The 24,332-nt window shown below is 43.0% G+C and carries 24 protein-coding genes; 10 read left to right on the forward strand and 14 right to left on the reverse strand.

What is annotated here, in order from left to right:
- Window positions 1-297: 297 nt before the first annotated feature.
- Both G4407_RS13295 and G4407_RS13300 read right to left on the reverse strand, forming a co-directional pair.
- Window positions 298-729, reverse strand: coding sequence for a hypothetical protein (locus G4407_RS13295; RefSeq protein ID WP_055248734.1), 432 nt, complete (start codon window positions 727-729; stop codon window positions 298-300).
- A gap of 47 nt (window positions 730-776) precedes the next feature.
- Entirely contained in the window at window positions 777-2,021 is a 1,245-nt protein-coding gene (locus G4407_RS13300) for a BTAD domain-containing putative transcriptional regulator (protein WP_055248732.1), read from the reverse strand.
- A 189-nt stretch (window positions 2,022-2,210) separates the two neighbouring features.
- Between G4407_RS13300 and G4407_RS13305 the strand changes: the two genes are divergently transcribed.
- Genes G4407_RS13305 through G4407_RS13335 form a run of 7 tightly spaced genes read left to right on the forward strand, consistent with a single transcriptional unit; the run spans window position 2,211 to window position 7,090 of the window.
- Window positions 2,211-3,182, forward strand: coding sequence for a transglutaminase-like domain-containing protein (locus G4407_RS13305; RefSeq protein WP_242860819.1), 972 nt, complete (start codon window positions 2,211-2,213; stop codon window positions 3,180-3,182).
- Between the two features lie 58 nt (window positions 3,183-3,240).
- Complete coding sequence (locus tag G4407_RS13310) at window positions 3,241-4,293, forward strand: type II secretion system F family protein (RefSeq protein WP_055248730.1); 1,053 nt, start codon at window positions 3,241-3,243, stop codon at window positions 4,291-4,293.
- Between the two features lie 12 nt (window positions 4,294-4,305).
- Window positions 4,306-4,644, forward strand: coding sequence for a hypothetical protein (locus tag G4407_RS13315; protein WP_055248727.1), 339 nt, complete (start codon window positions 4,306-4,308; stop codon window positions 4,642-4,644).
- A gap of 12 nt (window positions 4,645-4,656) precedes the next feature.
- Window positions 4,657-5,145 carry a DUF4860 domain-containing protein gene (locus tag G4407_RS13320; RefSeq protein ID WP_055248725.1) on the forward strand — a complete coding sequence of 163 codons (489 nt, stop codon included), beginning with the start codon at window positions 4,657-4,659 and terminating at the stop codon, window positions 5,143-5,145.
- 14 nt (window positions 5,146-5,159) lie between these two features.
- Window positions 5,160-5,558, forward strand: a complete 399-nt coding sequence (locus tag G4407_RS13325) for a hypothetical protein (RefSeq protein WP_055248723.1) — start codon at window positions 5,160-5,162, stop codon at window positions 5,556-5,558.
- 4 nt (window positions 5,559-5,562) lie between these two features.
- Window positions 5,563-6,015: a hypothetical protein gene (locus G4407_RS13330; protein ID WP_055248721.1), complete on the forward strand. Its 453-nt coding sequence runs from the start codon at window positions 5,563-5,565 to the stop codon at window positions 6,013-6,015.
- 19 nt (window positions 6,016-6,034) lie between these two features.
- Window positions 6,035-7,090 carry a type IV pilus twitching motility protein PilT gene (locus G4407_RS13335; protein ID WP_055248719.1) on the forward strand — a complete coding sequence of 352 codons (1,056 nt, stop codon included), beginning with the start codon at window positions 6,035-6,037 and terminating at the stop codon, window positions 7,088-7,090.
- A gap of 66 nt (window positions 7,091-7,156) precedes the next feature.
- Here the strand turns inward: G4407_RS13335 and G4407_RS13340 are convergent, their stop codons facing one another.
- The 4 genes from G4407_RS13340 to G4407_RS13355 all read right to left on the reverse strand — a co-directional run bounded on the left by G4407_RS13340 (window position 7,157) and on the right by G4407_RS13355 (window position 10,515).
- A complete protein-coding gene (locus G4407_RS13340) occupies window positions 7,157-7,504 on the reverse strand; it encodes an Hpt domain-containing protein (RefSeq protein WP_055248717.1) in 348 nt (115 codons plus the stop codon).
- A gap of 140 nt (window positions 7,505-7,644) precedes the next feature.
- Window positions 7,645-9,060 carry a hypothetical protein gene (locus G4407_RS13345; protein ID WP_055248716.1) on the reverse strand — a complete coding sequence of 472 codons (1,416 nt, stop codon included), beginning with the start codon at window positions 9,058-9,060 and terminating at the stop codon, window positions 7,645-7,647.
- On the reverse strand, window positions 9,057-9,449 hold the full coding sequence (locus G4407_RS13350) for a GntR family transcriptional regulator (protein ID WP_055248714.1): 393 nt from the start codon (window positions 9,447-9,449) through the stop codon (window positions 9,057-9,059). Before G4407_RS13350 ends, G4407_RS13345 begins: the two co-directional genes overlap by 4 nt.
- Before the next feature lie 283 nt (window positions 9,450-9,732).
- A complete protein-coding gene (locus G4407_RS13355) occupies window positions 9,733-10,515 on the reverse strand; it encodes an HD domain-containing protein (RefSeq protein ID WP_173689258.1) in 783 nt (260 codons plus the stop codon).
- Window positions 10,516-10,725: 210 nt separating this feature from the next.
- Between G4407_RS13355 and G4407_RS13360 the strand changes: the two genes are divergently transcribed.
- Window positions 10,726-10,917: a hypothetical protein gene (locus G4407_RS13360; protein ID WP_173689259.1), complete on the forward strand. Its 192-nt coding sequence runs from the start codon at window positions 10,726-10,728 to the stop codon at window positions 10,915-10,917.
- A 128-nt stretch (window positions 10,918-11,045) separates the two neighbouring features.
- Here G4407_RS13360 and G4407_RS13365 read toward each other — a convergent pair whose 3' ends face one another.
- Complete coding sequence (locus tag G4407_RS13365; protein WP_173689260.1) at window positions 11,046-11,540, reverse strand: GNAT family N-acetyltransferase; 495 nt, start codon at window positions 11,538-11,540, stop codon at window positions 11,046-11,048.
- A 165-nt stretch (window positions 11,541-11,705) separates the two neighbouring features.
- On the opposite strand from G4407_RS13365, the gene G4407_RS13370 reads away from it, so the two are divergent.
- Complete coding sequence (locus G4407_RS13370; protein WP_173689261.1) at window positions 11,706-13,304, forward strand: AAA-like domain-containing protein; 1,599 nt, start codon at window positions 11,706-11,708, stop codon at window positions 13,302-13,304.
- 141 nt (window positions 13,305-13,445) lie between these two features.
- Here G4407_RS13370 and G4407_RS13375 read toward each other — a convergent pair whose 3' ends face one another.
- The 5 genes from G4407_RS13375 to speB all read right to left on the reverse strand — a co-directional run bounded on the left by G4407_RS13375 (window position 13,446) and on the right by speB (window position 20,769).
- Complete coding sequence (locus G4407_RS13375) at window positions 13,446-14,870, reverse strand: glycoside hydrolase family 32 protein (RefSeq protein WP_173689262.1); 1,425 nt, start codon at window positions 14,868-14,870, stop codon at window positions 13,446-13,448.
- 110 nt (window positions 14,871-14,980) lie between these two features.
- The gene (locus G4407_RS13380) at window positions 14,981-16,933 is read right to left on the reverse strand and encodes a PTS beta-glucoside transporter subunit IIBCA (RefSeq protein ID WP_173689263.1); all 1,953 of its coding nucleotides are present in this window, start codon (window positions 16,931-16,933) and stop codon (window positions 14,981-14,983) included.
- 174 nt (window positions 16,934-17,107) lie between these two features.
- Entirely contained in the window at window positions 17,108-18,157 is a 1,050-nt protein-coding gene (locus G4407_RS13385) for a LacI family DNA-binding transcriptional regulator (RefSeq protein WP_173689264.1), read from the reverse strand.
- A 76-nt stretch (window positions 18,158-18,233) separates the two neighbouring features.
- Window positions 18,234-19,715: a YjiH family protein gene (locus G4407_RS13390; RefSeq protein WP_243868849.1), complete on the reverse strand. Its 1,482-nt coding sequence runs from the start codon at window positions 19,713-19,715 to the stop codon at window positions 18,234-18,236.
- A gap of 103 nt (window positions 19,716-19,818) precedes the next feature.
- Window positions 19,819-20,769: an agmatinase gene (speB, locus tag G4407_RS13395; protein ID WP_173689265.1), complete on the reverse strand. Its 951-nt coding sequence runs from the start codon at window positions 20,767-20,769 to the stop codon at window positions 19,819-19,821.
- 243 nt (window positions 20,770-21,012) lie between these two features.
- Between speB and G4407_RS13400 the strand changes: the two genes are divergently transcribed.
- Window positions 21,013-21,909, forward strand: a complete 897-nt coding sequence (locus tag G4407_RS13400) for a LysR family transcriptional regulator (RefSeq protein ID WP_173689266.1) — start codon at window positions 21,013-21,015, stop codon at window positions 21,907-21,909.
- A 107-nt stretch (window positions 21,910-22,016) separates the two neighbouring features.
- Here the strand turns inward: G4407_RS13400 and G4407_RS13405 are convergent, their stop codons facing one another.
- Both G4407_RS13405 and G4407_RS13410 read right to left on the reverse strand, forming a co-directional pair.
- On the reverse strand, window positions 22,017-23,252 hold the full coding sequence (locus G4407_RS13405; protein WP_173689267.1) for an MFS transporter: 1,236 nt from the start codon (window positions 23,250-23,252) through the stop codon (window positions 22,017-22,019).
- Window positions 23,253-23,448: 196 nt separating this feature from the next.
- Window positions 23,449-24,087 (reverse strand): type II secretion system protein, encoded by a 639-nt coding sequence (locus G4407_RS13410; RefSeq protein ID WP_330586088.1) that lies wholly within the window; start codon window positions 24,085-24,087, stop codon window positions 23,449-23,451.
- Window positions 24,088-24,332 lie beyond the last annotated feature (245 nt).

A 24,332-nucleotide genomic window follows, 5' to 3' on the forward strand; every position in this document is an offset into this window, starting at 1 on the left:
TTTTCCATTGCTTACCTCCATTATAATAGAAAACAGTTCATAAGTAAATTCGCCATATCTCATGTTTCATGTAGATATATAATTTTTTCTACAATCAAAGAATTCATATATGATATATGATTCGATTTTCTACATACGCCTATTCAGATGGTACTGGAGTCTTTTGCGAAAAGCAATTAAAAAAGAATAAAATTTTAAGATAATTAAAAGGCACCGTCCGATCATATTCCGTGATCAGACAATGCCTGTATAATTCTTATTCATTCATGTAATGATATCTCTCATAATGCCATTCATTTAAGTTAATGCATTGCTGAGAATTTTAAGCAGTTCAAGTACGCTTACAAACTGCTGTGTAGAGTTACCTTCAATCCAGCGGACGATGCCCTGCCAGGATGAATTCTGGCGGTATCTGACATTGAGAAAGAAAGTCCCTTTTTGTCCACGATTCTCGATGAAATCTTCCGGTGACCGTACTTTATCAAGCTGGTCAACACATGAAAACTGGGTTGAAGTGAAAGAACGTGCGCTGGTGGAGGCCTGTGGAAATTCGAGTTTGTCGAAGAAATCATCAGCTAATTCGATCAGCTGAAGGATATTGGTGAATTTCCAGGGTTCTTTGCTGTAGCAGTGATAAATGCGACCGGACAGCTCTCCATCATTAATATTATCAATACACATGTTAATAAAGTTTGGTGCATACCAACTGATTTGATAGCTCTGTTCCATAAATTATCCCCATTTCTGCCCTGCTGCGAAGATAACATGATTGCAGCTTACCAGGTTTTATTCTCAGTATTGAACTGAATCGGTGAATCTTGCCGGTCTACTTCGGCTACAGAGGACACGAAGTAGTCCAGGTACTGCTTCCAGCTTTTATGCTCTCTGGAGAAGTATCTCTGGATTCTGTCGAAAATCATGCTGCAGTTCTCTTTATTCGTACCAACGAGAAGTATCAGAAACTGTGATGGGCTGTATTTGGTAAAGGAGTCTCCTTTACGCAGACACTGCTGGATCGTATTCTGAAGCTCGCCTGAAAGAACTTCAAGCTTGTCCGGCTTGTCCATCGGCATTCCTTTTCCGTTGGTGATGCTACATAACATTAAGTATACAGACTGTCCGTTCCTCTCAATGATTCGGGAAACAAGGCGGTAACTGTCACGGAAACTTGGCAGGCTGCAGTAAAAAGCACCGCCGCGTACATCGTCCTCTTTCAGACGTTCTTTGATGTCGCCGAGTTCCTGTGGTTTGTAGTTAAGACGGCTGCTCATCTGCTCGAACTGCTGCATCATATGTTCAGAAGGGCGGATTCCAAGCTCTTCGAAAAATAATTTGGCAGTGTTCTCATATTCCTGCACAGCATCCTTATAGCGGTTCAGTGCCATATAGCAGTCGATGCGGATGGATTGCCATTCATCGAACGGATATAACTGACATGCCGGCTCACAGAAACGAAGCGTCTCTTCATAATCTCCGGTTCGATTCAGAAGCTTACAGAGCTCCTGAAGGGATTCGGAATAAATATTCTTATATTGTACGCTTTCAACAAGAACCCATTCATCGCCCGAGAGTTCCGGAAGAAATTCCCCACGGTACATCAGACAGATCTTCTTAAGAAGTGCCAGCTTTTTTACCTTATCGGTACACGCCTGCACGTCTTTTGACAGAACCTTAAACTGATGTGCATCAACTTCAGTCGGCATCGGAGCATCCCATCGGTAAATACCTTTTTTGATGTTGATATAATCATGGCTCGGAAGTCCGGCGTCTACGATGATCTTTTTAAGACGGTGTGCGGTTACCCGAAGGTTGTTGGCAGCATCGGCAAGTTCTTCTCTTCCGTACAGTTCATCAAGAAGCTTATCTCTGGAGATACCGGTATCGCCATGGTAGAGTAATATCTGCAACAATTTCATTGCTTTTGTCGTTGTGTTGCGTCCGAATGATACGGGAATCTCTCCGTAGCTTGCTGAGAATCCTCCGAATAAACGAACCTTTAAGACAGGTAAATGATCACTCATAAATTAACCCCCAATTTTACTATTGTGATGGTTTATAACTGACTTCTATTGTAATGGTCTTTGATTTCTTTGTCAAATAAATTAAAGCATTTTAGACCAAATAACTTCTTTTAATGTTTTTGTTATGCTATAATTTTTCTAGTTGAGTTTTTGGGACTGTTTTAGTGTGAAAAAGAAGGGAGGAATTCTGTGCAGCAGAAAGGCTTATATGAACAAAAACGACGCTGGCAGAGGATTTTTCTTTTCTTTTTTCTGCTATTTCTGACAGGTGTACTGATACCTGGCGGATGTGCATCGGGTGGGAAAAAAAGCCAGTCCGGGAAAAAGGGAGATCTGAGAGATCCGTCGGCGCAGGTGCTTCAGACGGAGGCTTCCAGTGAAGTGACATATGGAAATGACCTGGTTGTACTGGATGCATCCCATACGGCAGATGGCTATGTGATGATCTGTTATAATGGAAGTAATGAAAAAGTCAAGATCCAGGTGACATCCCCGGATGGCACAGAGTATACCTATCCGGTTACGGTTGTTGGTGATTATGCGGTTTATCCGCTTCCGGGCGGGAATGGTTCTTATAAGGTAACACTTCTGGAGAGTGTGTCTGTAGATGACAATCTGTATGCGGTAAGCTTTACCCAGGATCTGGACGTACAGATCACAGATGAATTTGCCCCGTTTCTGCATCCGAATTATTATGTGAATTTCACGGCAGATTCCAAGTGTGTAAAAAAGGGCGAGAGCCTTGCCGGAAAGGATTGCTATTCTGATCTGGATGTGGTAACGCAGATTTATAATTTTGTAATTAAAAATATTTCCTATGATAAAAAGAAAGCGGAGAATGTTCCGTATGGGTACACACCGGATCCGGATGAGACACTGGATACCGGGAAAGGAATCTGTTTTGATTATGCGGCGCTGATGTCGGCAATGCTCCGGTCGCAGCGGATTCCGACGAAGCTGGAGGTCGGCTATTCCGGTGATGTGTATCATGCATGGATCAGCTGTTATGTTGATGAGATCGGCTGGGTGGATAACATCATTGAATTTGATGGAAAGAACTGGTCGATCATGGATCCGACACTTGCTGCAAACAACAGTGCTTCGGATGTGAAGAAGTATGTGGGAAATGGAAAGAATTATGTCACAAAGTATACCTATTAGATAAAAGGAAGCCGGATAAGAAGAATGTGGCAGGAATGTGAAAAGGAGGATGGCATATATGGAAAAGCGGACACAGCAGGGGAAGCTTACGAATCTGGAAATTGCTTCGTTCTGCAGTGAAATGGCAATGATCCTGAAGTCCGGGATTTCTTCCCTGGAGGGAGTTGATCTTCTCCGGGAGGATGCGCAGACGAAGGCAGAAAAAGAGCTGCTGGATGAGATTTATCAGTCGGTGATGGATACGGGCAGGCTGGATCAGGCACTGGAAGAGACGAAAGTATTTCCGGAGTATCTGATCCGTATGACGCAGATCGGAGAAGAGACAGGAGCTTTAGATGAAGTAATGGAATCTCTGGCAGAGCATTATGAACGTGAGGAAGCAATCAGGAGAAGTATCCGGAGTGCCATCTCCTACCCTCTTCTGATGATCGGAATGATGCTGGTGATCATTATCATTTTGATGACAAAGGTTATGCCGGTATTTGATCAGGTGTTCCGCCAGCTTGGCCAGGAAATGACCGGATTTTCAAGAGGGATCCTGCTTGCAGGCAATGCTCTTTCCAGATATTCGGCGGTGTTTGCGGTACTTTTGGCGGTGATCGTCTGTGCGGGTATTTATTTTACAAAGACAGAGAGCGGCAGAAAGAAAATGTATCACATCGGATCCGGGTTTGCATTTTCAAGGGAGCTGAAGGATAAGCTGTCGGCATGCCGGTTTGCAGGTGGAATGTCACTGGCACTGAAAAGCGGACTGACGCCGGAACAGGGAATGGAATTTTCGGAGAACCTGATCGAGGATGATGATTTCCGGAAGAAAGTAGCAGGATGCAAAGCGGATATGGAAAATGGAACGGATATCGCAGAGGCGCTGGTGAAGGCCGGAATTTTCACGGGTGTTTATGCGCGGATGACATCCATTGCCGGGAAAGCCGGAATGATGGATGAGGTGATGGGAAGGATTGCCGATGAGTGTGAGGAGGAAGTGGATGAAAAGCTTTCTTCGATGATCGCAGTTCTGGAACCGACGCTGGTGATCATCCTGTCGGTGATCGTCGGAACGATCCTTCTGTCGGTTATGCTTCCGCTTCTTGGAATTATGTCAGGACTTTAGGAGGCGTATGCTATGTGGAGAAAAGAACGGGAACGGTTTTATCACGGAAAACGGCAGCGACCACTTCGGAATTTCTGTCTGTCCCTTCTGCTGTTTGTATGTATCTGCAGTGCTTTTTTCAGTGGTTTTGAAAGGCTTTCGGACACAACGAGACGCAGGCAGAAGGAAAGTCTGGAAAATGCACTCTGGCGTGGTGTGACGCAGTACTATGCGCTGGAGGGACACTATCCGGAGACGCTTGATGATCTGACAGAAAACTGTGGGATCCAGTATGACAAGAAGCAGTTTTTTATTGATTATCAGATTGCCGGTGCCAATATTCTTCCGGACATTACGGTGATCGAACGATAGGAGGAAATGGACATGAAGCGTAGAAATGAAAAAAAGCATGTGATTGATTTCCTTTTTCCTCTAGCAGTCTTCTTCGTGCTGGCGGCATCATCGGTCGCCATTGTGGTTCTTGCATCGGGATTTTACAGCCGGCAGGTGAAGACCTCGTCGGATTCCTATTCGGGACGGACAGCACTTGCCTATGTGACGGAGAAAATGCACCAGAATGATGAAAATGGTGCGATAGCAGACGGAACTTTTGATGGGGAAAATGCTCTCGTGATCCGGCAGCGTTATGGTGAGAAGGAATATGTGACATATCTGTATGCGTATGATGGATACTTAAGAGAGCTTTTTATCCAGGATGGAACGGAAGCAAAGGCATCCGATGGACGGAAGATCCTGGAAACAAAGGACTTCGAGGCGAAGGAAACTTCAAATGGGATTTTTCATCTGTATTGTGAAAATGAAGATGGGAAAAAGACAGATACATTTGTCAGTGTGAAGAGTGCTGCAAGATAGATTGGAGAAGAGTTATGGAACGGACACCGGCAAAGCGTTCCAGCCTGTTTTTGCTGGAACTGATGATTGCAATTTTATTTTTCTGCCTTGCTTCTGCGGTGTGTGTGCAGATTTTTGTGAAGGCGCACACGATCAGCCGCGAGACACAGGAACTGAATACGGCGCTTGAGAAGGTTTCCGGGTATACAGAGCTTTTTCTTGCGGATGAGCTGACGGAGGACACAGAGGTCTTCTATGACGCAGACTGGCAGGAATGTAGTAAGGATGAGGCTTCGTATGAGATCGTGATCCGGGTGGAGCCGGATGGAAAGCTTTTGCATGGAACATTTACGGTGCAACGCCTGTCCGGAGAACAGCCGGAAGAAATCTATTCGGTGGAAACAGACCGGATGACAGGCACGGAAAGGGAGTGACGGGATGAAGAAAAAGAAACGGGGATCGTACCCGGGGATTCAGATCGGAACGTCGTACCTGCTTGTGATCTTTGTGATCCTGTGTCTGGTGACATTTGCCACACTCTCGCTGTCAAGTGCAAAAAGGGATCAGAGTTATAGCCAGCAGCTTGCCAGCCGGGAAACGGCGTATTGTGAGGCAAATGCAAAAGCGGCGCAGATCATGGCGCAGATTGATGATGCATTTGCAAAAGAAGATCCTGTATTTGCGATTCGGCAGATTGAGGGCGTGACAGCTGAAGAAGACGGAGAGAATCTGGATATTTTCTTTGTGGTTCCGGTCACGGACAGTCAGAATCTGGAAGTCGAGATCCTGGCAGATCCGGTAAAGGGAACGCAGAAGGTTGTAAAATGGAAAGAGTCAGCATCTGAGAAATGGGAAGAAAAGTCAACACTTCCGGTCCTTGGAAGCGACTGACGCGAAAGGAGTTTGGGCTATGGATATCATTGTACTGCTTCAGCAGGCAGTTTCAAATCATGCATCGGATATATTTGTTGTAGCAGGTCTTCCGGTTTCTTATCGGGCAAATGGAAGAATCTGCAGGGAGAAGGAAGAAAAGCTGATGCCACCGCAGACGAAAGAATGCGTTGAGGAATTATATAAGCTGGCAGGAGGACGGGACATCCGGGTTCTTGAAGAAAAAGGAGATGATGATTTTTCTTTTGCTATTCCGGGACTTTCAAGATTCCGTGTCAGTGCGTACAAACAGAGGGGCGCGCTCTCTGCCGTTATCCGTGTGATCACATTTGAACTGCCGGAGCCGAATGAGATCGGGATTCCGGACCCGGTGATGAGCTTTTATAACCTGTCAAAAGGTCTGGTGCTTGTGACGGGACCGGCGGGAAGTGGAAAATCCACTACGCTTGCCTGTCTGGTGGATAAGATCAATCATTCAATGGAAAAGCATATCATTACGCTGGAAGATCCGATCGAGTATCTGCACCGGCATGATAAAAGTATTGTAAGCCAGAGGGAAATCAACGTGGATACGGAAAGCTACGTTAATGCGCTACGTGCTTCGCTCCGGCAGAGTCCGGATGTGATCCTGCTTGGTGAAATGCGTGATTATGAGACGATCGATGTGGCAATGACAGCAGCGGAAACCGGGCATCTGGTATTTTCTACCCTGCATACGATCGGAGCAGCAAATACGGTTGACCGTATCATTGATGTATTTCCGGCAAACCAGCAGAGGCAGATTGCAGTTCAGCTGTCCATGGTATTGCAGGCTGTAATTTCACAGCAGCTTGTGCCGACAGTGGATGGAAAACAGGTCCCGGTATTTGAGGTCATGACGATCACTCCGGCGATCCGCAATATGATCCGCGATAATAAGGTTCCGCAGATTGATGGGATCGTGTATTCATCTAATAAAGAAGAAATGCATTCGATGGATTTTGGTCTTCTGAATCTGTATAAAGAGGGAAGGATCACGGCGGAGACGGCTCTCTCCTATGCATCAAATCCGGAAATGTTGAAGAAAAAGCTATAGAAAAGCATAACAGGAAGGGGCTGCGGTGAAGCAGTCTCTTCCTGTTTATCGTCAGTGTTTTAAGATTTAGTCAAGGGCTGCAATTGCTTCGATCACGATATCATATTGTTTTTTGACATCGGCGATCATACCGTCAAGGTTGTCATATTCCTGGCTGCGGAGCTTTTCGGTCAGAGCGCTGCTGGCATTGTAAAGTGTAGTAAATCCAAGGTTTATGGCAACACCTTTTAAGGTGTGCATTGCACGAAATGCAGTTTCGTAGTTCTTTTTAGTCCAGGATTCTTCAAATAAAGCCATATTGTTGTCCTGCGGAAATTTGAGGACAAATTTGCGTACCATATTTTCATTCATAAACCGGTGAAGAATATCATTATAATCGCCACCAATTTTTACATAACATTCTTGAAGTGTCATTGTCTACAGTCCTTTCTGAACTTTTTTATCTTTGTGAAATCCGTATATTTTTGACCCAACATCTTAACATGATTGTAGCATGACGTGTTACACTTTACAAGGAATTTCGTATTATGGATTATTATGGTAATGAAAAAGGCTTATTCCTTCGAAGAAATTTCATCCTTTAACTGATCGTACCATTCTTTAGTCTGTGCTTCGTTGCTGCTGTTCAGAAAAATGGTGGTATTTTTTGTTTTGATCTGGAGGATCGGAGCGTGTTCGATCCAGATGTACATCTGGCAATGCCCTGTTTTGCTGCCGCGGAAATTACCGAGAAGTTTGCTGTTATCTTCGGAGCCATCAGACCGGTAGAATTTTTCATCCGGCAGATTATCCAGAAGAGTTACTGATTCCACATCGGCAAGAGCAAAGGTTGCTGTTTTATAGCCGGATGTAATAGAATACTGGGCAGCATTTTCCGTCAGGCGGATCGGTGTAAAATCAATCCGGATACAGAGGATACACATCCAGAGGAGAAGAAGCCCAGTGCCGACGAGCATTCCTCCGGTGACATATTTCGCAGAAGGGTGTCCGTAGTTCAGAGAATAATTCATGCTGTTCACACGGTCCTGTACAAAATACCGTTTGTCATTTGGATTGTTGTACCAGCCTTTTCGCCAGTAATAGTCGTCATCAATATAAAATGGTGTGCTGTCCTGGGCGAGGATCCGCTCTTTTTCTTTACGTAGCCAGAAAAACACGATCAATATGATGGCAGTTGGTATCAGTTCGAGGAAAATGTAGATTCCCATTCCAACTCCGCCAATCCAGTTGCTGGATGCAATATCCCGGATGATCCCGAGATAGGCGCCGGTATTGCAAATGTTGGAGAGGAAAAGGAATACGGTGTATAAACGCTTTTCCAGTGCGTTGATCTGCAGGTTGATCTGTGAATTTTCACTGTAAATTTTGTTTGGCATATGGGCGAAGAAATAGCCGACACCCATGTAAGCTGTCGAAACAAGAATTGTGCAGAGGAACATGATTCTGCCATCACTTTCGTTCAGAAGATAAGTACGGATTTGAGGGAAAAACAGCGGGATCAGGATCACTGCAGCCGGGATCAGATGAAGCTTTGCCGGCAGTATCTTTTTCGCAATTTGTGAGGAAGTGCGGGTATCCACTGCAGCGGACACATCTGCATTTGCTGAGCTGATCCATCCATTTTTCTGCTTAATGTCGTATACTTTCTGGTGATAATGATAGACACGGAGGATGGTAAGAAGGCAGAATTCTACTAACCACAGTGTCCATACGGTAATAAAAATAGAAAAGTAAGTAAAGCAAAGCAGGCATACCGCAATTCCTGCCAGCATGTTCCACAAATAAAACTGGCGGTTACGCTTTTTATAAAGCTGGAGAAGCTCTTTTATGTCGGGATGTTCAAGCTCGGATTTGGGAATATGGACTCCCATCAGCATTCCTTCCCGGTATTTTGCAATATTTCCATAGACTCCGGCAAAGATGCCGACCATGGAAATGTCTGTAATTAAAAATATAATCAGCATCATCATTTCGCTGTTACCTCCATTTCGTTAAATGCTCTCTGGCAGAGTTCCAGGAAGTCTGTCAGATTCATGCCGTGGAACTTTGCTTCTGCGCTTAAAAGTTCCAGTTCGTCTGCCAGCTTTTCGTCAAAGCGGTTATCTTGTGGAGCAGAGCAAGTGGGATAACAGATGGTTGTTCCCTTGCGTCGGTCTGTCTCGAGAAAGCCTTCTGCCTTCAAAAGCTGGTAAGCTTTGCTGGCGGTCATGGTATTGATTCCGAGATCGGTTGCCATCTGGCGGACAGTCGGAAGTGATTCCCCCGGCTCGAATTCACCACGTCCGATTCCTTTGACAATCTCGTTGCGCAGCTGAAGGTAGATTGGGACTTCGGACTGCATGTTGATCTTGATAATCATATATCAGCATCTCCTTTCTGTGAGATTTATTTGTATTATATCATATAATACAAATAATACAATAGGAGGATGAAAAAAATCAGGAAAAATATATACGCGCTTTCAAGGTGCAAATAGATCTTAGAATTTGCTCCTATGAAAGCGCGTATGTCAGTTTCCTAATTTTTTATGTGATTTGTGTTTTGATTAAGTTAAACAAATAGCGGGCAAATATTCGCCTGACTAAAATTGTAAAAGTTTAAAAACATTTTTTACAGCCTGGTAATTTTGCGAGCTAAATGGGTTAAAAGGATTGGCTGTTTGTATGGTGTAAATTAATAAAATTCTGCATATAGACACGGATTTCCTCCATCTGCTCTTTTGTAACCGGATTGCTGTATGAAATCCGGTCGATAATTCGGTTTAAATAGTCATTCTCTGCTATAATATCAAAGCTTTCTTTGAAGTTAATATCGAAGAAATAGACGATATAAGATACCCAGTAATCCATCTGTGTGACGCGGTCTGCGGAAAGGATACATTTATTTTCAAACACTGTTTCGTATACCTTTTGGGTTATATTCTGTGTACCGAGTTCTTCTTCAGAAACGTTAATAAAGGTGCTTGTGGAGTCTACGAGCTTTACACGGCAGTTGTCCAATTTGTCCTCATCACGGATCAGCTTTGCGTGTAAAAGTGTCTGCGGATCTGAGATCTCAGGGAGTTCATAATCGCTGTGGTGGGCGATTGCAGTGTAAATGATGGAGTCCCATTTATCCTCCGGAAGAAAGCGGCGGATCATGCCTTCATCAAAGAGCACCTTTACACCGTAAGCAGCGTGATCCATTGTGCCCGGCTCAAAGCTGTCGTAGCGCTTTAACTGTTCAAAACGTCCGATGTCGTGAAGTAGTGCAATGAGTCTTGTAAGGTCGGTGTCTTCGGCTGAAAGATGCATCCTTCCGGCAAGCTCTTCTGCCTGCTTTACAACGCCGTAGGTGTGGATGATCTTTAATTTGATGCGGTCATTTTCGCGGTCGTATCCGTTAAGGTAAGATTCAAATTCTTGTTGTGCGAGTGGATAGTACATGAAGTTAAGCCTCCTGAAAATGTATGGTTAGTGATTAAAAGCTTTATGAATATGATAACACAAATTTTATTCTTTTTTAATTGCTTCTGCCAGAAGAAACCAGTATTATTTGAAATAAGGCGAATGTAGAAAATCAAATCATATGATGCCTGTATCAATCAGGACGTGTTGGCAGATTTTCTCAAGAAACATCGAGCGGAGGTGTTGGAAATGATTTTGACAACATATAATAAAAAATTGCATGAGAAGACATTAAGAAGAGAAGGGCGTGATGAAGGGATACAAAATATCAATCGACTGAACGGGTATCTGTTAGCAGATAAAAGATACAGTGATTTAGAACGCTCAACAAAAGATCCTGAGTATCAGGAAAAACTCCTGAAAGAATATGGAATAGAGTAAAATAAGAATCCCGTGTCTGCTCGCAGGATAAAGTGCAAGTTACTTTCTCCTGCGCCGGACACGGGAATTTTCTTTTTTATAATTGCGGATTTCTTCAAAATACTATTGATTGTCATAAAAATACCCCTCTATTCAGAAATCCCAATAAATTCATAAGCGATCCGCGGAGTCCCGTCACTGACGTAAATAATCCCACATTCTTCAAATCCATTCTGCTTAAAGCAAGCCTGCATTGGTTTATTATCCTTGTGGGTATCTACACGCAGATGTGAGATCTGTGTCTTGCAAAAATCAAAGCAAGCCCGTGCAATCCCTTTGGTTGTTCCGTCAGATGCAAGGCGGTGAACGGTTCCGTATGGAGCCTCGGAACGCCAGCTTCCATTTTCAATGAGTTGATAGTTCGGCTCGTCTCCGATGATAAGTGTGAAGGTGGCAACGACCTTATCATTTTCTACGCAGATATAACTGTTACCATTCTGGATATCCAGTTCGAGATCTTCGAGAGCCGGATAATTTGCATTCCACTGTGTCGGGTTTCCGGTTGCGTGCATGAACTGGCGTGCGGTGTTAAAAATATTTAAAATCGTGTCTATATCTTCTGGAAGTGTTTTTCTGATTAACATAGTGATTCGTTACCTTTATCTGTTTTTTGCTGTATATGAAGTATAACATTTGAAATAAAAAAAGAAAAGGTGGAGAAGAAAACTGAAAGATAGAATCCCTTGCCATTCCCCCACCGCAATGATAAAATCTAAGAAACAGTGGTGCGAAAAGGAGTTGAGAAGACGATGCCAAAAGTATTCAATACAACAGCAGTATGCATACCGGAAGAACATTATATGGTCGATATATCCAGACGGCTGGAGGAGATCAAAAGCCTCGTAGATGCCGGCAAATATTTTACGATCAACCGTGCGCGACAATATGGAAAGACAACAACACTTCGTGCATTGTATCGCTATCTGCAAAAAGAATATTATGTTGTTCTTCTGGATTTTCAGACTTTTGATAATGATAAATTTGAAAATGGAAATGTTTTTTCGGCAGCATTTATCAATTCATTTTTGCGGTCGTTAAAAAGAAATACTCTTTCACCAGAACTGGAAGATACGATAAAAAATATTTTGCATAGTACGGATTATACAGATAAATATTTTTCGTTAAAAGAGCTGTTTGAACAGTTGAGTGATCTCTGTGCGGCAGCAGAAAAAAAGATTGTACTGATGATTGATGAGGTTGACAGTGCATCGAATAACCAGGTGTTTCTGGATTTTCTTGCGCAGCTTCGTGCTCAGTATATCGAAAGGGATATACAGCCGACATTCCGATCTGTTATTTTGGCGGGTGTATATGACGTAAAGAATTTAAGGCGGAAAATCCGTCCGGATGAAGTTCATAAATATAACAGTCCGTGGAATATTGCAGCGGATTTTAAAGTAGATATGAGCTTTTTAAGAGAAGAAATTGCAGGAATGCTCGATGAGTATGAAAAAGATTATCATACAGGAATGGATGTGGAATTACTCGCCGGACTGATCAGAGAGTATACATCCGGATATCCATTCCTGGTGTCGAGAATATGTCAGCTTCTGGATGAGGAAATCAGTGTGAAGAAGGAGTATGGCGATAAGAAAAGTGCGTGGACGAAGAAGGGATTTCTGGAAGCGGTAAGGATTTTGCTTTCAGAAAAAAATATGCTGTTTGAGTCGTTGCGTGAAAAATTGGAAAGCTATCAGGAACTGAACAGTATGCTCTATTCACTTTTATTTACGGGAAAAGCGATTGTGTATAATTATTATGAGACATCAATCAATATTGCGACCATGTTCGGCTTTGTGAAAAATGAAAATGGAGTGCTTGCAGTTTCCAACCGTATTTTTGAAACATGGTTATATAATCTGTATTTGTCATCTGCGGAGATGCAGAAGAAGGAAATCTATGCGGCATCGTTGATTGACAAGAATCAGTTTATCACAAATGGGTATTTGAATATGCGATTGGTTCTTGAAAAATTTGTACAGCATTTTCAGGATTTATATGGTGACAGTGATGAGACATTTCTTGAAGATGAAGGTAGAAAATATTTTCTTTTGTATTTAAGACCGATCATCAATGGAACAGGCAATTATTATATAGAGACTCAAACCAGAGAGCAGAAACGGACCGATATTATTGTAGACTATTTGGGTGAACAGTATATTATCGAAATGAAGATCTGGCATGGAAAGGAATATAATAATCGTGGGGAAAATCAGTTGATAGAATATCTTGATGATTATCATGTGAAGAAAGGATATATGATCAGCTTTAATTTTAACAGGAAAAAAGAAACTGGTGTCAAAGAAATTACAATTGACGGAAAGACAATTATAGAAGCAATTGTGTAACAGTCAGAATTAAAAATTGTGTAACAATCAGAATTAAAAAATGCCAGGCAGGATACAGCATGCAAAGGAGGAAAAGGGATTGCTGTACCCTGTCTGGCGTTTTCGTATATGGGAAGCTTGGGGGGATTTCCCATATACGATTTACTGAATTTTATCGAATGTAATGTGGGCATTTGGGGAATGCACCACAATCTTATAATCATTTGGATAATATCTTGTAGAGAATACGAATTCTCCGTCATTTACAAATACTTCAACGGAAGAAGTATCTGCAAGGATTTTTACATTTTCCAGAGTGCCGACTTCGGCGTATCGAAGGCTTCTGCCTGCGGATACGGAAGTTTTACTTTTGTTTGTGAAATGCATCTGGAACCGTCCATTCTCATAGTCAAGAATCAGTTCATCTGAAAGGACAGCCTGGAAATGATTCTCCTTGATTCCATCTACATTTACTTCATATACCGGGCAGCCGCTCTGGGTAAGTTCGTTCTGAACATCCTGAAGCTGCTGTTTTTTTGCATCAAGCTCGCGGACCGGTTTCTGGCAGACCTTGCCATCTTTTACAAAGACTTCTCTTGGAAATGTAAAGCAGTGCTGCCATCCGTCTTTGATGGTCGGATTGGTATATTCTTCGCAATCCGGCATTCCCATCCAGCTGATATGGATGCGTCTTCCATCTTCTGCTTCGAAGCTCTGCGGAGCGTAATAGTCAAAACCATAATCCCACAGATGATATGGGGATAACTTGTAGGAACCTAAAATGTCGCCGTCCACAAGGAAGTAACCGGACTGGTATACATTTCGGTCATCCCACTCTCCGCCTTCCAGACCCTGGACAGATGCGGAAAGAATTTTTGTGCCATCTGTTTCAAAGTAATCCGGGCATTCCCACATGTAACCGAAAGGCTTTTCAGATTCTACACGGCTGCGGAACTTCCAGTTTACCTTGTCAGAAGACTCAAAAATCAATGCCTGACCGACATCATTTTTAGTACGTGCGCCCTGGATCATGTAGTAGGTATCGCCCTTTTTCCAGACCTTCGGATCGCGCACATGGCAGGTCAGATCAGAAGGATAATCGCTGTTGCGGAGCAGTTCTTTTTTGCTGCCAAAATGGATTCCATCTTTGGTTGTGACAAGTACGGTATTTGCCTCGCGGCCGGTGTTGATATAATCAAAATCTCCATCTTCCAGCTTGACATTTCCGGTGTAGTAAAGATACATCGTACCGTCTTCAAGGAAGGCAGATCCGGAATATACACCGTGGCAGTCAAATGGCTGATCCGGGTAGAGGGATACACCTTTGTATTCCCAGTCGATCAGATTAGTGCTGGTGTAATGACCCCACATTTTCACACCGCCTTCGGCATTAAATGGGGAGTACTGGAAAAATGCGTGGAACACACCATCCATCTGACAAAGTCCGTTCGGATCGTTGAGCCAGCCAACCGGAGGCATCAGGTGCAGCTTCTCACGGAACTGCGCGCCGGATGTCTGTTCTTTTGCTGCCTGATTCTCTTCTGTTATATTTACCAATTTTACAAGGTCTCTGGTTAATGCGTTCATATGATTCTCTCCTGAAAATAGTTCCGCAGGCAACGGTCCGGAAACCGTAGTGATACGGATATCCGGCACCCGCCGCGGGAGACAAATCTGATTATTTGTCATGAGTTATTTTATTTTGTAAGTTTCATAACAGATGATTTACCGGTTACAGTGCCAGGTGCGGCACATTCTACAGAATCATACAGATCTGTATTGGTAATGATCATCATGGTTGTTGCCGGATGTCCGGCTTCTTTTATTACATTTAAATCTGCTTCGATCAGTACATCCCCGGCGTGTACTTTTGCGCCGTCAGATACTTTCTTTGTAAATCCGTTTCCATCCATTTTTACAGTGTCGATTCCGACGTGGATCAGAAGCTCTGCACCGCCGTCTGTCAGAATGCATACGGCATGACCGGTCTCAAAAATGCTTACAACTTCGCCGTCGCAAGGTGCTTTGATCACGCCGTCAGAAGGTTCAATGGCTACTGTTTTTCCAAGAACTTCGGCAGCAAAGGTGCTATCAACAATCTGGTCATTTGGAATAACTGTTCCGTTTACCGGAGCATTTAAAATTTCTTCGGAAGAAGCTGTTTCTGTATTATCTGAGGCTGTTTCGGTTTCAGGAGCAGCAGGTTCTTCGCTGTCAGCTTCCTCTACGGAAACTGGAACAGAAGCTGTCGTATCAGTGTTCGGGTTCTTTTTCTCGTCTTTGTAAAGTACGAAGGAAACTGCAAATGCAACACCGACTGCGATTGCCATTTCAATGACGTACTGAAGTGGCTGGTTCAGGCAGAGCAGGATTCCGAAGATACCGGTTACGCCTGTTCCTTTTGCACCGAGGTGAACAAGGGAAGCATAAAGGGTTCCGCATCCGCCACCGATACATCCGGCGATAAATGGTTTGAAGAATCTTAAGTTTACACCAAAGATTGCAGGTTCTGTAATTCCCATAAATGCACTGAGTGATGATGGAAGTGCAAGGGATTTGATTTTCTGGTCTTTTGATTTTACAGCAACGGCAAGTGCTGCTGCACCCTGTGCCACGTTTGCCGCACTTGCGAGTGGCAGCCAGTAGGTTACACCGTATTTTGCAAGCTGTCCGATATCGATGGCTGTGTACATCTGATGGATACCGGTAACAACGGTCGGTGCATATAAACCACCCATGATCAGGCTTCCAAGTCCGAGCGGAAGTGTAAGCATCCACTGGATTGCTCCGAGGATTGCATTTTCAGCCCATACGAAGATTGGTCCGACGATGGAAAGTGTAAGGTATCCGGTTACGAATACGCTGACAAGTGGTGTGACAAAAAGGTCTAAAACTTCCGGTACGATCTTGTGAAGCTTCTTTTCAAGTACGGATAAGATCCATACAGCGATGACAACCGGAATGACGTGTCCTTGATAGCCGACCATGTCAATGTGATACAGTCCGAAGAACACGCTCTGTGTCTGCTGTACACCTTCTGTTGCAACGGTGTAGGCGTTCTGCAGGGACGGATGAATCATGATCATACCGATAACTGCGCCAAGGTAAGGGTTTGCGCCAAATGCTTTTGCAGCTGAGAAGGCGATCAGGATCTGCAGGAATGTGTAAGCAATGTTACTGAAAAGGGTTGCAAATACATAGATCGAGCTGGTTGTGCTGATATGTAAGAACCCGTTGCTGTTCATGAAATCCAGTGCGTTCATGATTCCCATAAGGAAACCGCTGGCTACGATCGCCGGGATGATCGGTACGAAGATGTCTCCCAGAAGCTTGATGGCTTTCATAAACCAGTTCTGCTTTTCAGCAGCAGCTTCTTTTGCTTCAGCTTTTGTGCTGGCTGTGATGCCTGCGATTGCAATAAATTCATCAAATACTTTGTTGACGGTTCCTGTTCCGAGAATGATCTGGAGCTGTCCGGATGCTTCAAATACACCCTTTACCCCGTCTACATTCTCAAGTGCTGTCTTATCCGCTTTCGTGTTGTTTGCAATGACAAGGCGAAGTCTGGTAGCACAATGGGCAGCAGATACGATGTTCTTGCTTCCACCCACATGATTCAGAATTTCCTGTGCGGTTTTTCTGTAATCCATGTTCTCTCCTCCTTTAGATATAATGTGTAATCGATTTCATATCTTATGCTTAAATAATATGAAAAAAATGCCATTTGTAAAGATGGCATTTTTACTGATAATTCATATTCATTTTTGTGAAAAGTGTTGAAAGAAACTTTCGTTTCCTTTTGAAACTCCGGGAAAGCAGGAAAATCAGGTCTGATTTTCAGAGTCCGAAAGGTCTGTTCCAACAAGGCGAAAGCCGAGCTTCATCTCGATTGGAATCTGTTCTCCTCTTTCAATACTGTCAAGAAGCAGCTCTGCACCGCGGATTCCACTGGTTTTGTAGCCAAAATGTATGGTCGGGATTCCACCGGTGACGGCTTTTAACATCTGGTTGTCACCAAATCCGGTTACCCGGATGGACGTATTTTCAAGGATATAGCGCATTCTTGCACCTGCATCGGCTGCATTTGCCGGAACCTGCTTTTTTAAGTAGGTCTGAATGGCTTCAATTGCTCCCGCTGCTATGGTATCGGTTGCACACGATATGACATCGATATCACATTTGCTTTCCAAAAGATCCAGTGCAGCCTCATATCCGGATTCCAGGGTAAATGCCGAAGTCCGCTTATTTTCTTCTAAAAGTGTGATGCCCGCATTTTTCAGTCCGGCAATAAATCCGTCCTCTCTTGCGGCACCTGCAGCTTTGTCATCACGGGTAACGCCGATGTAAGCAACTCCTTTTTTACTGAATCCGGCAACGGCCTGTCCCATTGCCTTTCCTGCACCGTAATCGTCATGGTAAATGCAGTTGGCAAGGTTGGTGTGCTGTCCGATCACAACAACCGGAACCTTTGTCTCTTTTAAAAATTTCCGGTGACCGGCGGTGAACATCGTACCGACCAGGATGATTCCGTCTACCGGATAATTTTCAAATAACCGGAGGTATTCTACTTCCTTTGCAGGGGTGTTGTCGGTTCCGGCAAGAAGCATCTGATAGCCTCTTTCGGCGAGAACACTTTCAATTCCGGCAGTGATCCGGCTGATGGATTCGGAATTGATCTTCGGGACGACTACGCCCACCAGGCTTGCCTTTTTGGTACGAAGCATACGCGCCTGTGCGGATGGCTGGTATCCGGTCTCTTCGATGACTTTACGGATCTGTTCCTTTTTTCCTTCACTGACATAGCCGCCGTTTAAGTATCTGGATACAGCTGCGCTGGAGACACCGGCGAGTTGTGCGATTTCTTTGATGGTCATAATATAAAAATCTCCTTCTTATACAACAAGTATAAAAAGGAGATTTCAGGATGTCAAACAGAAAAATTCATTGTAATCAGAATAAAATGTGGACTACTAAGGACGCAAGTGGGATTGCGATAATAGTACGCTCCAGGAAACATACAACGATTTCCCAGAATTTAATTGGGGATTTGGTTGCTAACATTACTGTTGCTGTTTCTGAGAAGAAAATAATCTGTACCATGGATACCAGAACAACGAATGCTCTTGCTTTTACACATACGGTAATGCCACTTCCCATCATGACTAATACAGGAAGGAACATTTCTGCGATTCCAACCGGGATTGACGGAGCAATCGCTGATACGTCAGGAATCCGGAATAAAACAAGGAGCGGCTGGAAAATGTAACCTAACCATTTGAATACAGGAGTGTATTCTGCAAGGATCAGACCACTTACACCGATGGCCGATAACATAGTCAGAACCTGTGGGAGAACCAGTAAGCTGTCTTTTAAGCTGTTCTTAACTTCTACGGATACATTCTTTGCAATATAAGCACGCTTGACTGCACGGTTTATACCGAGGGGAAGAAGGCTGAAACTGAATTTGGTATCATTTTTACGTTCCGCCTCTGTCTGCACATGTCCAGAATAGTATACATCTTTTTTCTTGCTGATCGGAGGAATTCTTACGGTTATCATTTCGATAATGAATACGAGAACAAAGCTGATCGCGTAAACTTTTACGAAATGATCACCTAGTTTGGCTGTATTGATTACCATGTATGCAAAACCAATACTTACAGCACTGAATCCGGTCATGATAGCGACCATTTCTTTTTCTGTGTAAACATTTCTTTTCCACAATCTGTTTGTGATTAAGACACCAAGTGAAGAAGAGCTTACGAAAGAAGATACGGCATCCAGAGCAGCCTTTCCAGGAACTTTGAATAACGGACGCATCAGTGGTTCCAAAATGGCACCGATAATTTCCAAGATTCCATAATTTAAAAGGAATGGCATGAAAATGGCACCTACGATGATGATTCCAAAAACACCAAGAACGATCGGAGGAATAACGCTTCCACCGGTAGAATCGCCAATGATGATTTCCGGTCCCTGGAATCCTGTGATATTTATATGACAGGCATATAAGACCACATAGATGAAGCCGAGAGCGTACAAAAATGTATGGATAATCGTGTCGTTATCATAAATTTTGGCAAAAGGTGATTCAAGAGTACCTTTTTTCACATACTTAAAATAAATATGACAGACAAAATTTCCGGCAACGATGAGTGTCAAGATCCAGTAGGCAAAATTGCCGAACATATTTACAAAGGCATTATAAATAATACTAAAGATAATTTCGCTCTTACCGTTGTGTGGTACAGAAACAAAAAAAGCTGCGATACCGATAGCTGAACAGATGACTAATCTGAGAATGCCCTTTATAGTCTGGCTTTTGTTCAACTGGATTTTATCAAGTTCGGCGGACATCATATCGCTGTCATAAGTAACTTGTTCGGTAGTAGCTATGGTACTTTCCGTGGTCATAGTCTTAGATTTAACCATAAAGAGTCTCCTTTCCTGAAAAATGCGTATTTTAAGAACAACAGCACCAGTTCCAGTAGAAACTGGTGCTGCCATTTATCTTAAAAATATAATCTAAGATAAATTATTTTCCTTTTTTCTTGAGTGCAAGAATAGAAAGATATTCAAATACGATATTAGCTGCAAGATATGCGGTAATTTCACCATGATCATAAGCTGGAAGAACTTCAACAATATCAAATCCTACAAAATTCAGATCTTTCAGTGCTCTTACGAGTTCCAGTCCTTCGAGAGAAGTAAATCCGCCAACTTCCGGAGTTCCTGTACCTGGAGCATAAGCAGGATCAATAAAGTCAATGTCGAAAGTGAGGAAACAAGGTTTATCACCTACTCTTTCAATTGCTGTTTCAATCAAAGCCGGAAGTCCCATTTCACGCACCTTGTGTGCCGGGATCAGCTTCATGCCAAGCTCAGCAGCCATCTTGTGTTCATTTGGATCGTAGAGGGATCCTCTCATACCAATCTGAATAGAATGAGATGGATCGATAAGTCCTTCTTCAATCGCTCTTCTGAAAGGTGTTCCGTGATTGTATTTCTGTCCAAATACTTCGTCACACAGATCTGAATGAGAATCAAAATGAACAAGAGCTACAGGACCATATTTTTTCGCTACTGCCCGGAGTTCTGCAAGTGTAATTGCGTGGTCACCACCGAGAACGATCGGACAGGCATTTTTCTCAAGGATTCCTGCCACACCTTTTTCGATTGCATCGTAGCTTGGATGGATGTAACCAGGAGTAATGTTGAAATCACCAATATCTCCGCCCTTCAGGCTTTCCATGATATTAACCTGCATGATTACGTTGTTTGGTTTCATCATTGCAGAGATATTACGGATTGCGTTCGGACCAAATCTTGAACCAGAACGGAAAGAACTTCCTGTATCAAATGGCGCACCTGCAATCGCAAAGTCAAGACCTTCTGCGGTGTCTACCTTCTGCATTCTCATAAAAGTTCCCATGTTACAAAATCTTGGTGATGATAAAGCACTTGCTGGCTGTTTGATTTCTGACATATCTGTATCCTCCTTAAAATCATATGTAATCATTGCGAACGTTCGTTATTTGTTTCGTTGAATGTATGATAGCATTTCGACAGGGAGTTGTGTTATATCGATCCTTAATAAGTTATATGAGAAATCATATAAGAAATAATAAAAAAGATATAGATAATGGAGTTTTTTTGTGTTAACATATAAAAAATATCAATAAAGTCAATAGATCCGGAGTATGAAAAAACAGGTAGGTAGTGAGTGAAAATGGATAGCAAATGTTTTCGATATTTTATTGAAGTTTATGAATGTGGATCAATTAACAAAGCAGCCAAACATCTGGGTTTGTCACAGCCAAACTTAAGTGTTTGTATTAAAAATGCGGAAAAAGAACTGGGATTTTCCGTATTTTCGAGAAACAATAACCGAATACAATTAACGAGTGAGGGAGAACTGTTTTTAAAATCCGCCCATAAAATCGTCACGGAACTGGATGCGATCGGAAATATCCCTTCTCTTTTTGTGAATAAGGGGAATATTTCAGTTTCGAGCACGTATTCTTTTGATTTTATGAACCTTTTTATGCAGTTTAAGAAGAAAAATCCGGCGCGGAATATAGAAGATTCGTTTAAAGAGACGGGACTGATCCAGGTGATCCGGGACGTTGTGGATAAAAGATACCGGATGGGATTGTTTTACTGTTTTGACTCGATCAAAGAAAGCTATTTTGAGATGGCGGAAAAATATAGTATGAAGCTGATCCCGATCGCGAAAAGCAAACCGCTGATCCTTCTGACATCGAAGAAGAATCCGCTTGCTCTGCGCAGGGAGATTGAATTTGAACGGATCCGGGAGCTCCGCTGCATTATGTACGAGAACTTCAAATTTGAAGAATGGCTGGGGATTCTGGGCTTTGAAGATGATAATAAGATTCTTTATGTATTTGATCGTGGCGGCCTTCTGGATGCAATCAAGCAAAGCAATTATTCTACCGTTATGATGAAGCGTTTTTCGGATATGTCGTATAGTTCAGAGTGTGTGGAAATTCCTGTTGTGAATGCACCGTGTGGGATGAGCGCGTACCTGATGTACCATTCGGCATATGTACCGAATCCGCGAGAGAAAATCTTTATCCGGCAGTTAAAGGCACTGTTTAACGACTGAAAATATGCGCGAACAAATAAAATGGGGATGCAGATTATATAACTGATCTGTATCCCCGTAAATTTTGGATGTTAAATAAAAGGCACTGCGTGCCGTGACGTATTCTATTATAATCTGCGATACAGATTTTTATAGCGTTTTTTGTCCTCTTTCGTTAAGATAACAGCCAGAAGCATGAACGCGACTCCTGTCAGAAGAACGACGATCCAGGTAAAGGTCGGCGTATGATTTTTGTAAATAAATCCGATCAAAAGCTGGTACAGACTCATAAATCCGATACGAATGATCTCCATCAGCCCGTGGATTCTTCCACGGTGGCTGGATGGAATACGCCTGGTCATGTACGGGCTTTCCGCCAGCATGTAAGAAATCTCACCCCATGTCAGTACAACCATTGCCGCATAATAGAACGGGATGTGCCCGGAAAAGAGGATGAACATCACGTAGCCGACCAGTGTCAGTAAAAATCCGTAGATTGTCTTTTTCGGTTCGGAGGATCGCTTCAGAATCTGGGTGATAAGTGGTGTGAAGAGAACAACGATAAAGCAGTTGATGCTTGTAACTGTTCCGAATATCACCGCACCGGTATCCCCGTGCAGACGGATCAGATCCATAGGAAAGAGATAATTATACATCTGGTAAAGTGCTGTGTACCCGCTGGTGATCAGAATGAACAGCAGAACAAGCCGGTTTTCTTTAAGAATCGTCAGCAGGCTTTCCCCGTGGCGTTCGGCCTGATAAATGGCGTTACCATCACTTTCTTCTTTTTCCGGTGTGATATTCTGTACAAAGAAATAGATCATCACAGAAGAAGTGCCGATGGAAATTCCACTGAGCAAAAATGCAAGCCATAAGTAATTGCGAAACATAAATCCGGCTACGGCAGAAGCCATCACGCCGCCGAGATTTGCTGTCAGATACTGGAGGGAATACCCTCTCTCCCTGTCCTTGCTGAGGGTGATATCCGCAGTAAGCGAATTGTAGGACGGATTCTCCATGTTCTGGCAGGTCGATGCGATAAACATCAGCACAATGGATTTTGTCGTCAGCGGGATCAGTCCGCAGATGATATAAGAAATGACGGAAATCATATCCAGATAGACGATATTCATTTTCTTATTAAAACGGTCGGCCATCTTTCCGCCGATCAGATTTGCCGGGATCGTCAGGATTCCCATCAGCGCCGTGATCCAGGCAACCTGCACGGCATTCATCCCAAGCTTCTGGCTCAGGATCATCGTCAGCATCGGACGGACCATTGCCCCCATGGCCGTCACAAAGCGTCCGAAGCATAAGACATAGTTTTCTTTTCTAAGCCCTTTGTATTGCGAAATTAGATTCATGATACTTTTTTCCCCTTTGCATATTCCCCATTTTTAAACTACTAATAATATACAATGCGGGCACTTTTTTGTCTATCTTATTGCGTCGGGTTTCAGCAAAAAATGGTAGTTGATAGAAGGTGGAAGAATAAAAAAAGACGATACTGCAGAACTCCCATAGCATGTAGTTTTGCAGTGTCGCTTTTCTTTTATCCGCTTATTTTTCAGAGGATGGAAGACAATTTCCATCTTTAACAATGGTTGGTTCTTTTCCTGCGATCATGGTTACCATGTATCCATTTTTTCCAAAATTGAGTGCAACGACTTTCCCTTTTTTCGTATGGAAAATCTGAATAAGGATATCTTTTGAAGTCGGTTTGGTTTTAAAATAGTTGCTTGGTCTGCTGTTCCCGGTAGGAATCGCACCATTGCCGAATGTATAGCGCGGTTTTGCATTTTTATCTGCACTTTCCAGATAAATAAGTACTTGTCTTGCAACTCGCCGGCTGGATGTATTGACCTCGGTCTGATCTTTGGGATTTTTTTGAAGAGCATTTAATGCACCGTTTGATATTCTTCCGAGTTTTGTCATCTTTTCGCCGCCGATTGTGGAGGTAAACTTGCAAGATTCTTCAAAGCTTTCCGGGTACATAGCATAACATTCGGACAAAGCAGCCTGAGCAGCAGTCCAGACTTCTTTTGCTTCAGATAAAACAGCCTGCTTTTTTGCTTTTTCAATATATCCTGTCAAAGACGGAATAAGCAGTGTTGCCAGTATTGCAAGAATAGATAGTACAACAATGAGTTCTACAAGTGTAAAGCCGTGTTTTTTATGAATTGTTTTTATGAAAACCACTCCCATTAAAAGTATATTAAAAATGTGTACAGATGCAAATTTCTATAATGATATAATACATTCTGATTGAAGAATAATCAAGAAGAATATGGTAGGAAGAATACAAGAAATAAGGTAATATATAGATATGAATCAAGTCATATGATCCAATTCGCCGTTCGCCAATCATGCAAGCATGTTGGCTCTCTTGCACTCGTTATATCACGATTTCGTTAGGTTGAATACCTGTAATTTTTGATTTCTTC

The organism is Allocoprococcus comes, assembly GCF_013300725.1.
Classification (GTDB): Bacteria; Bacillota; Clostridia; order Lachnospirales; family Lachnospiraceae; genus Allocoprococcus; species Allocoprococcus comes_A.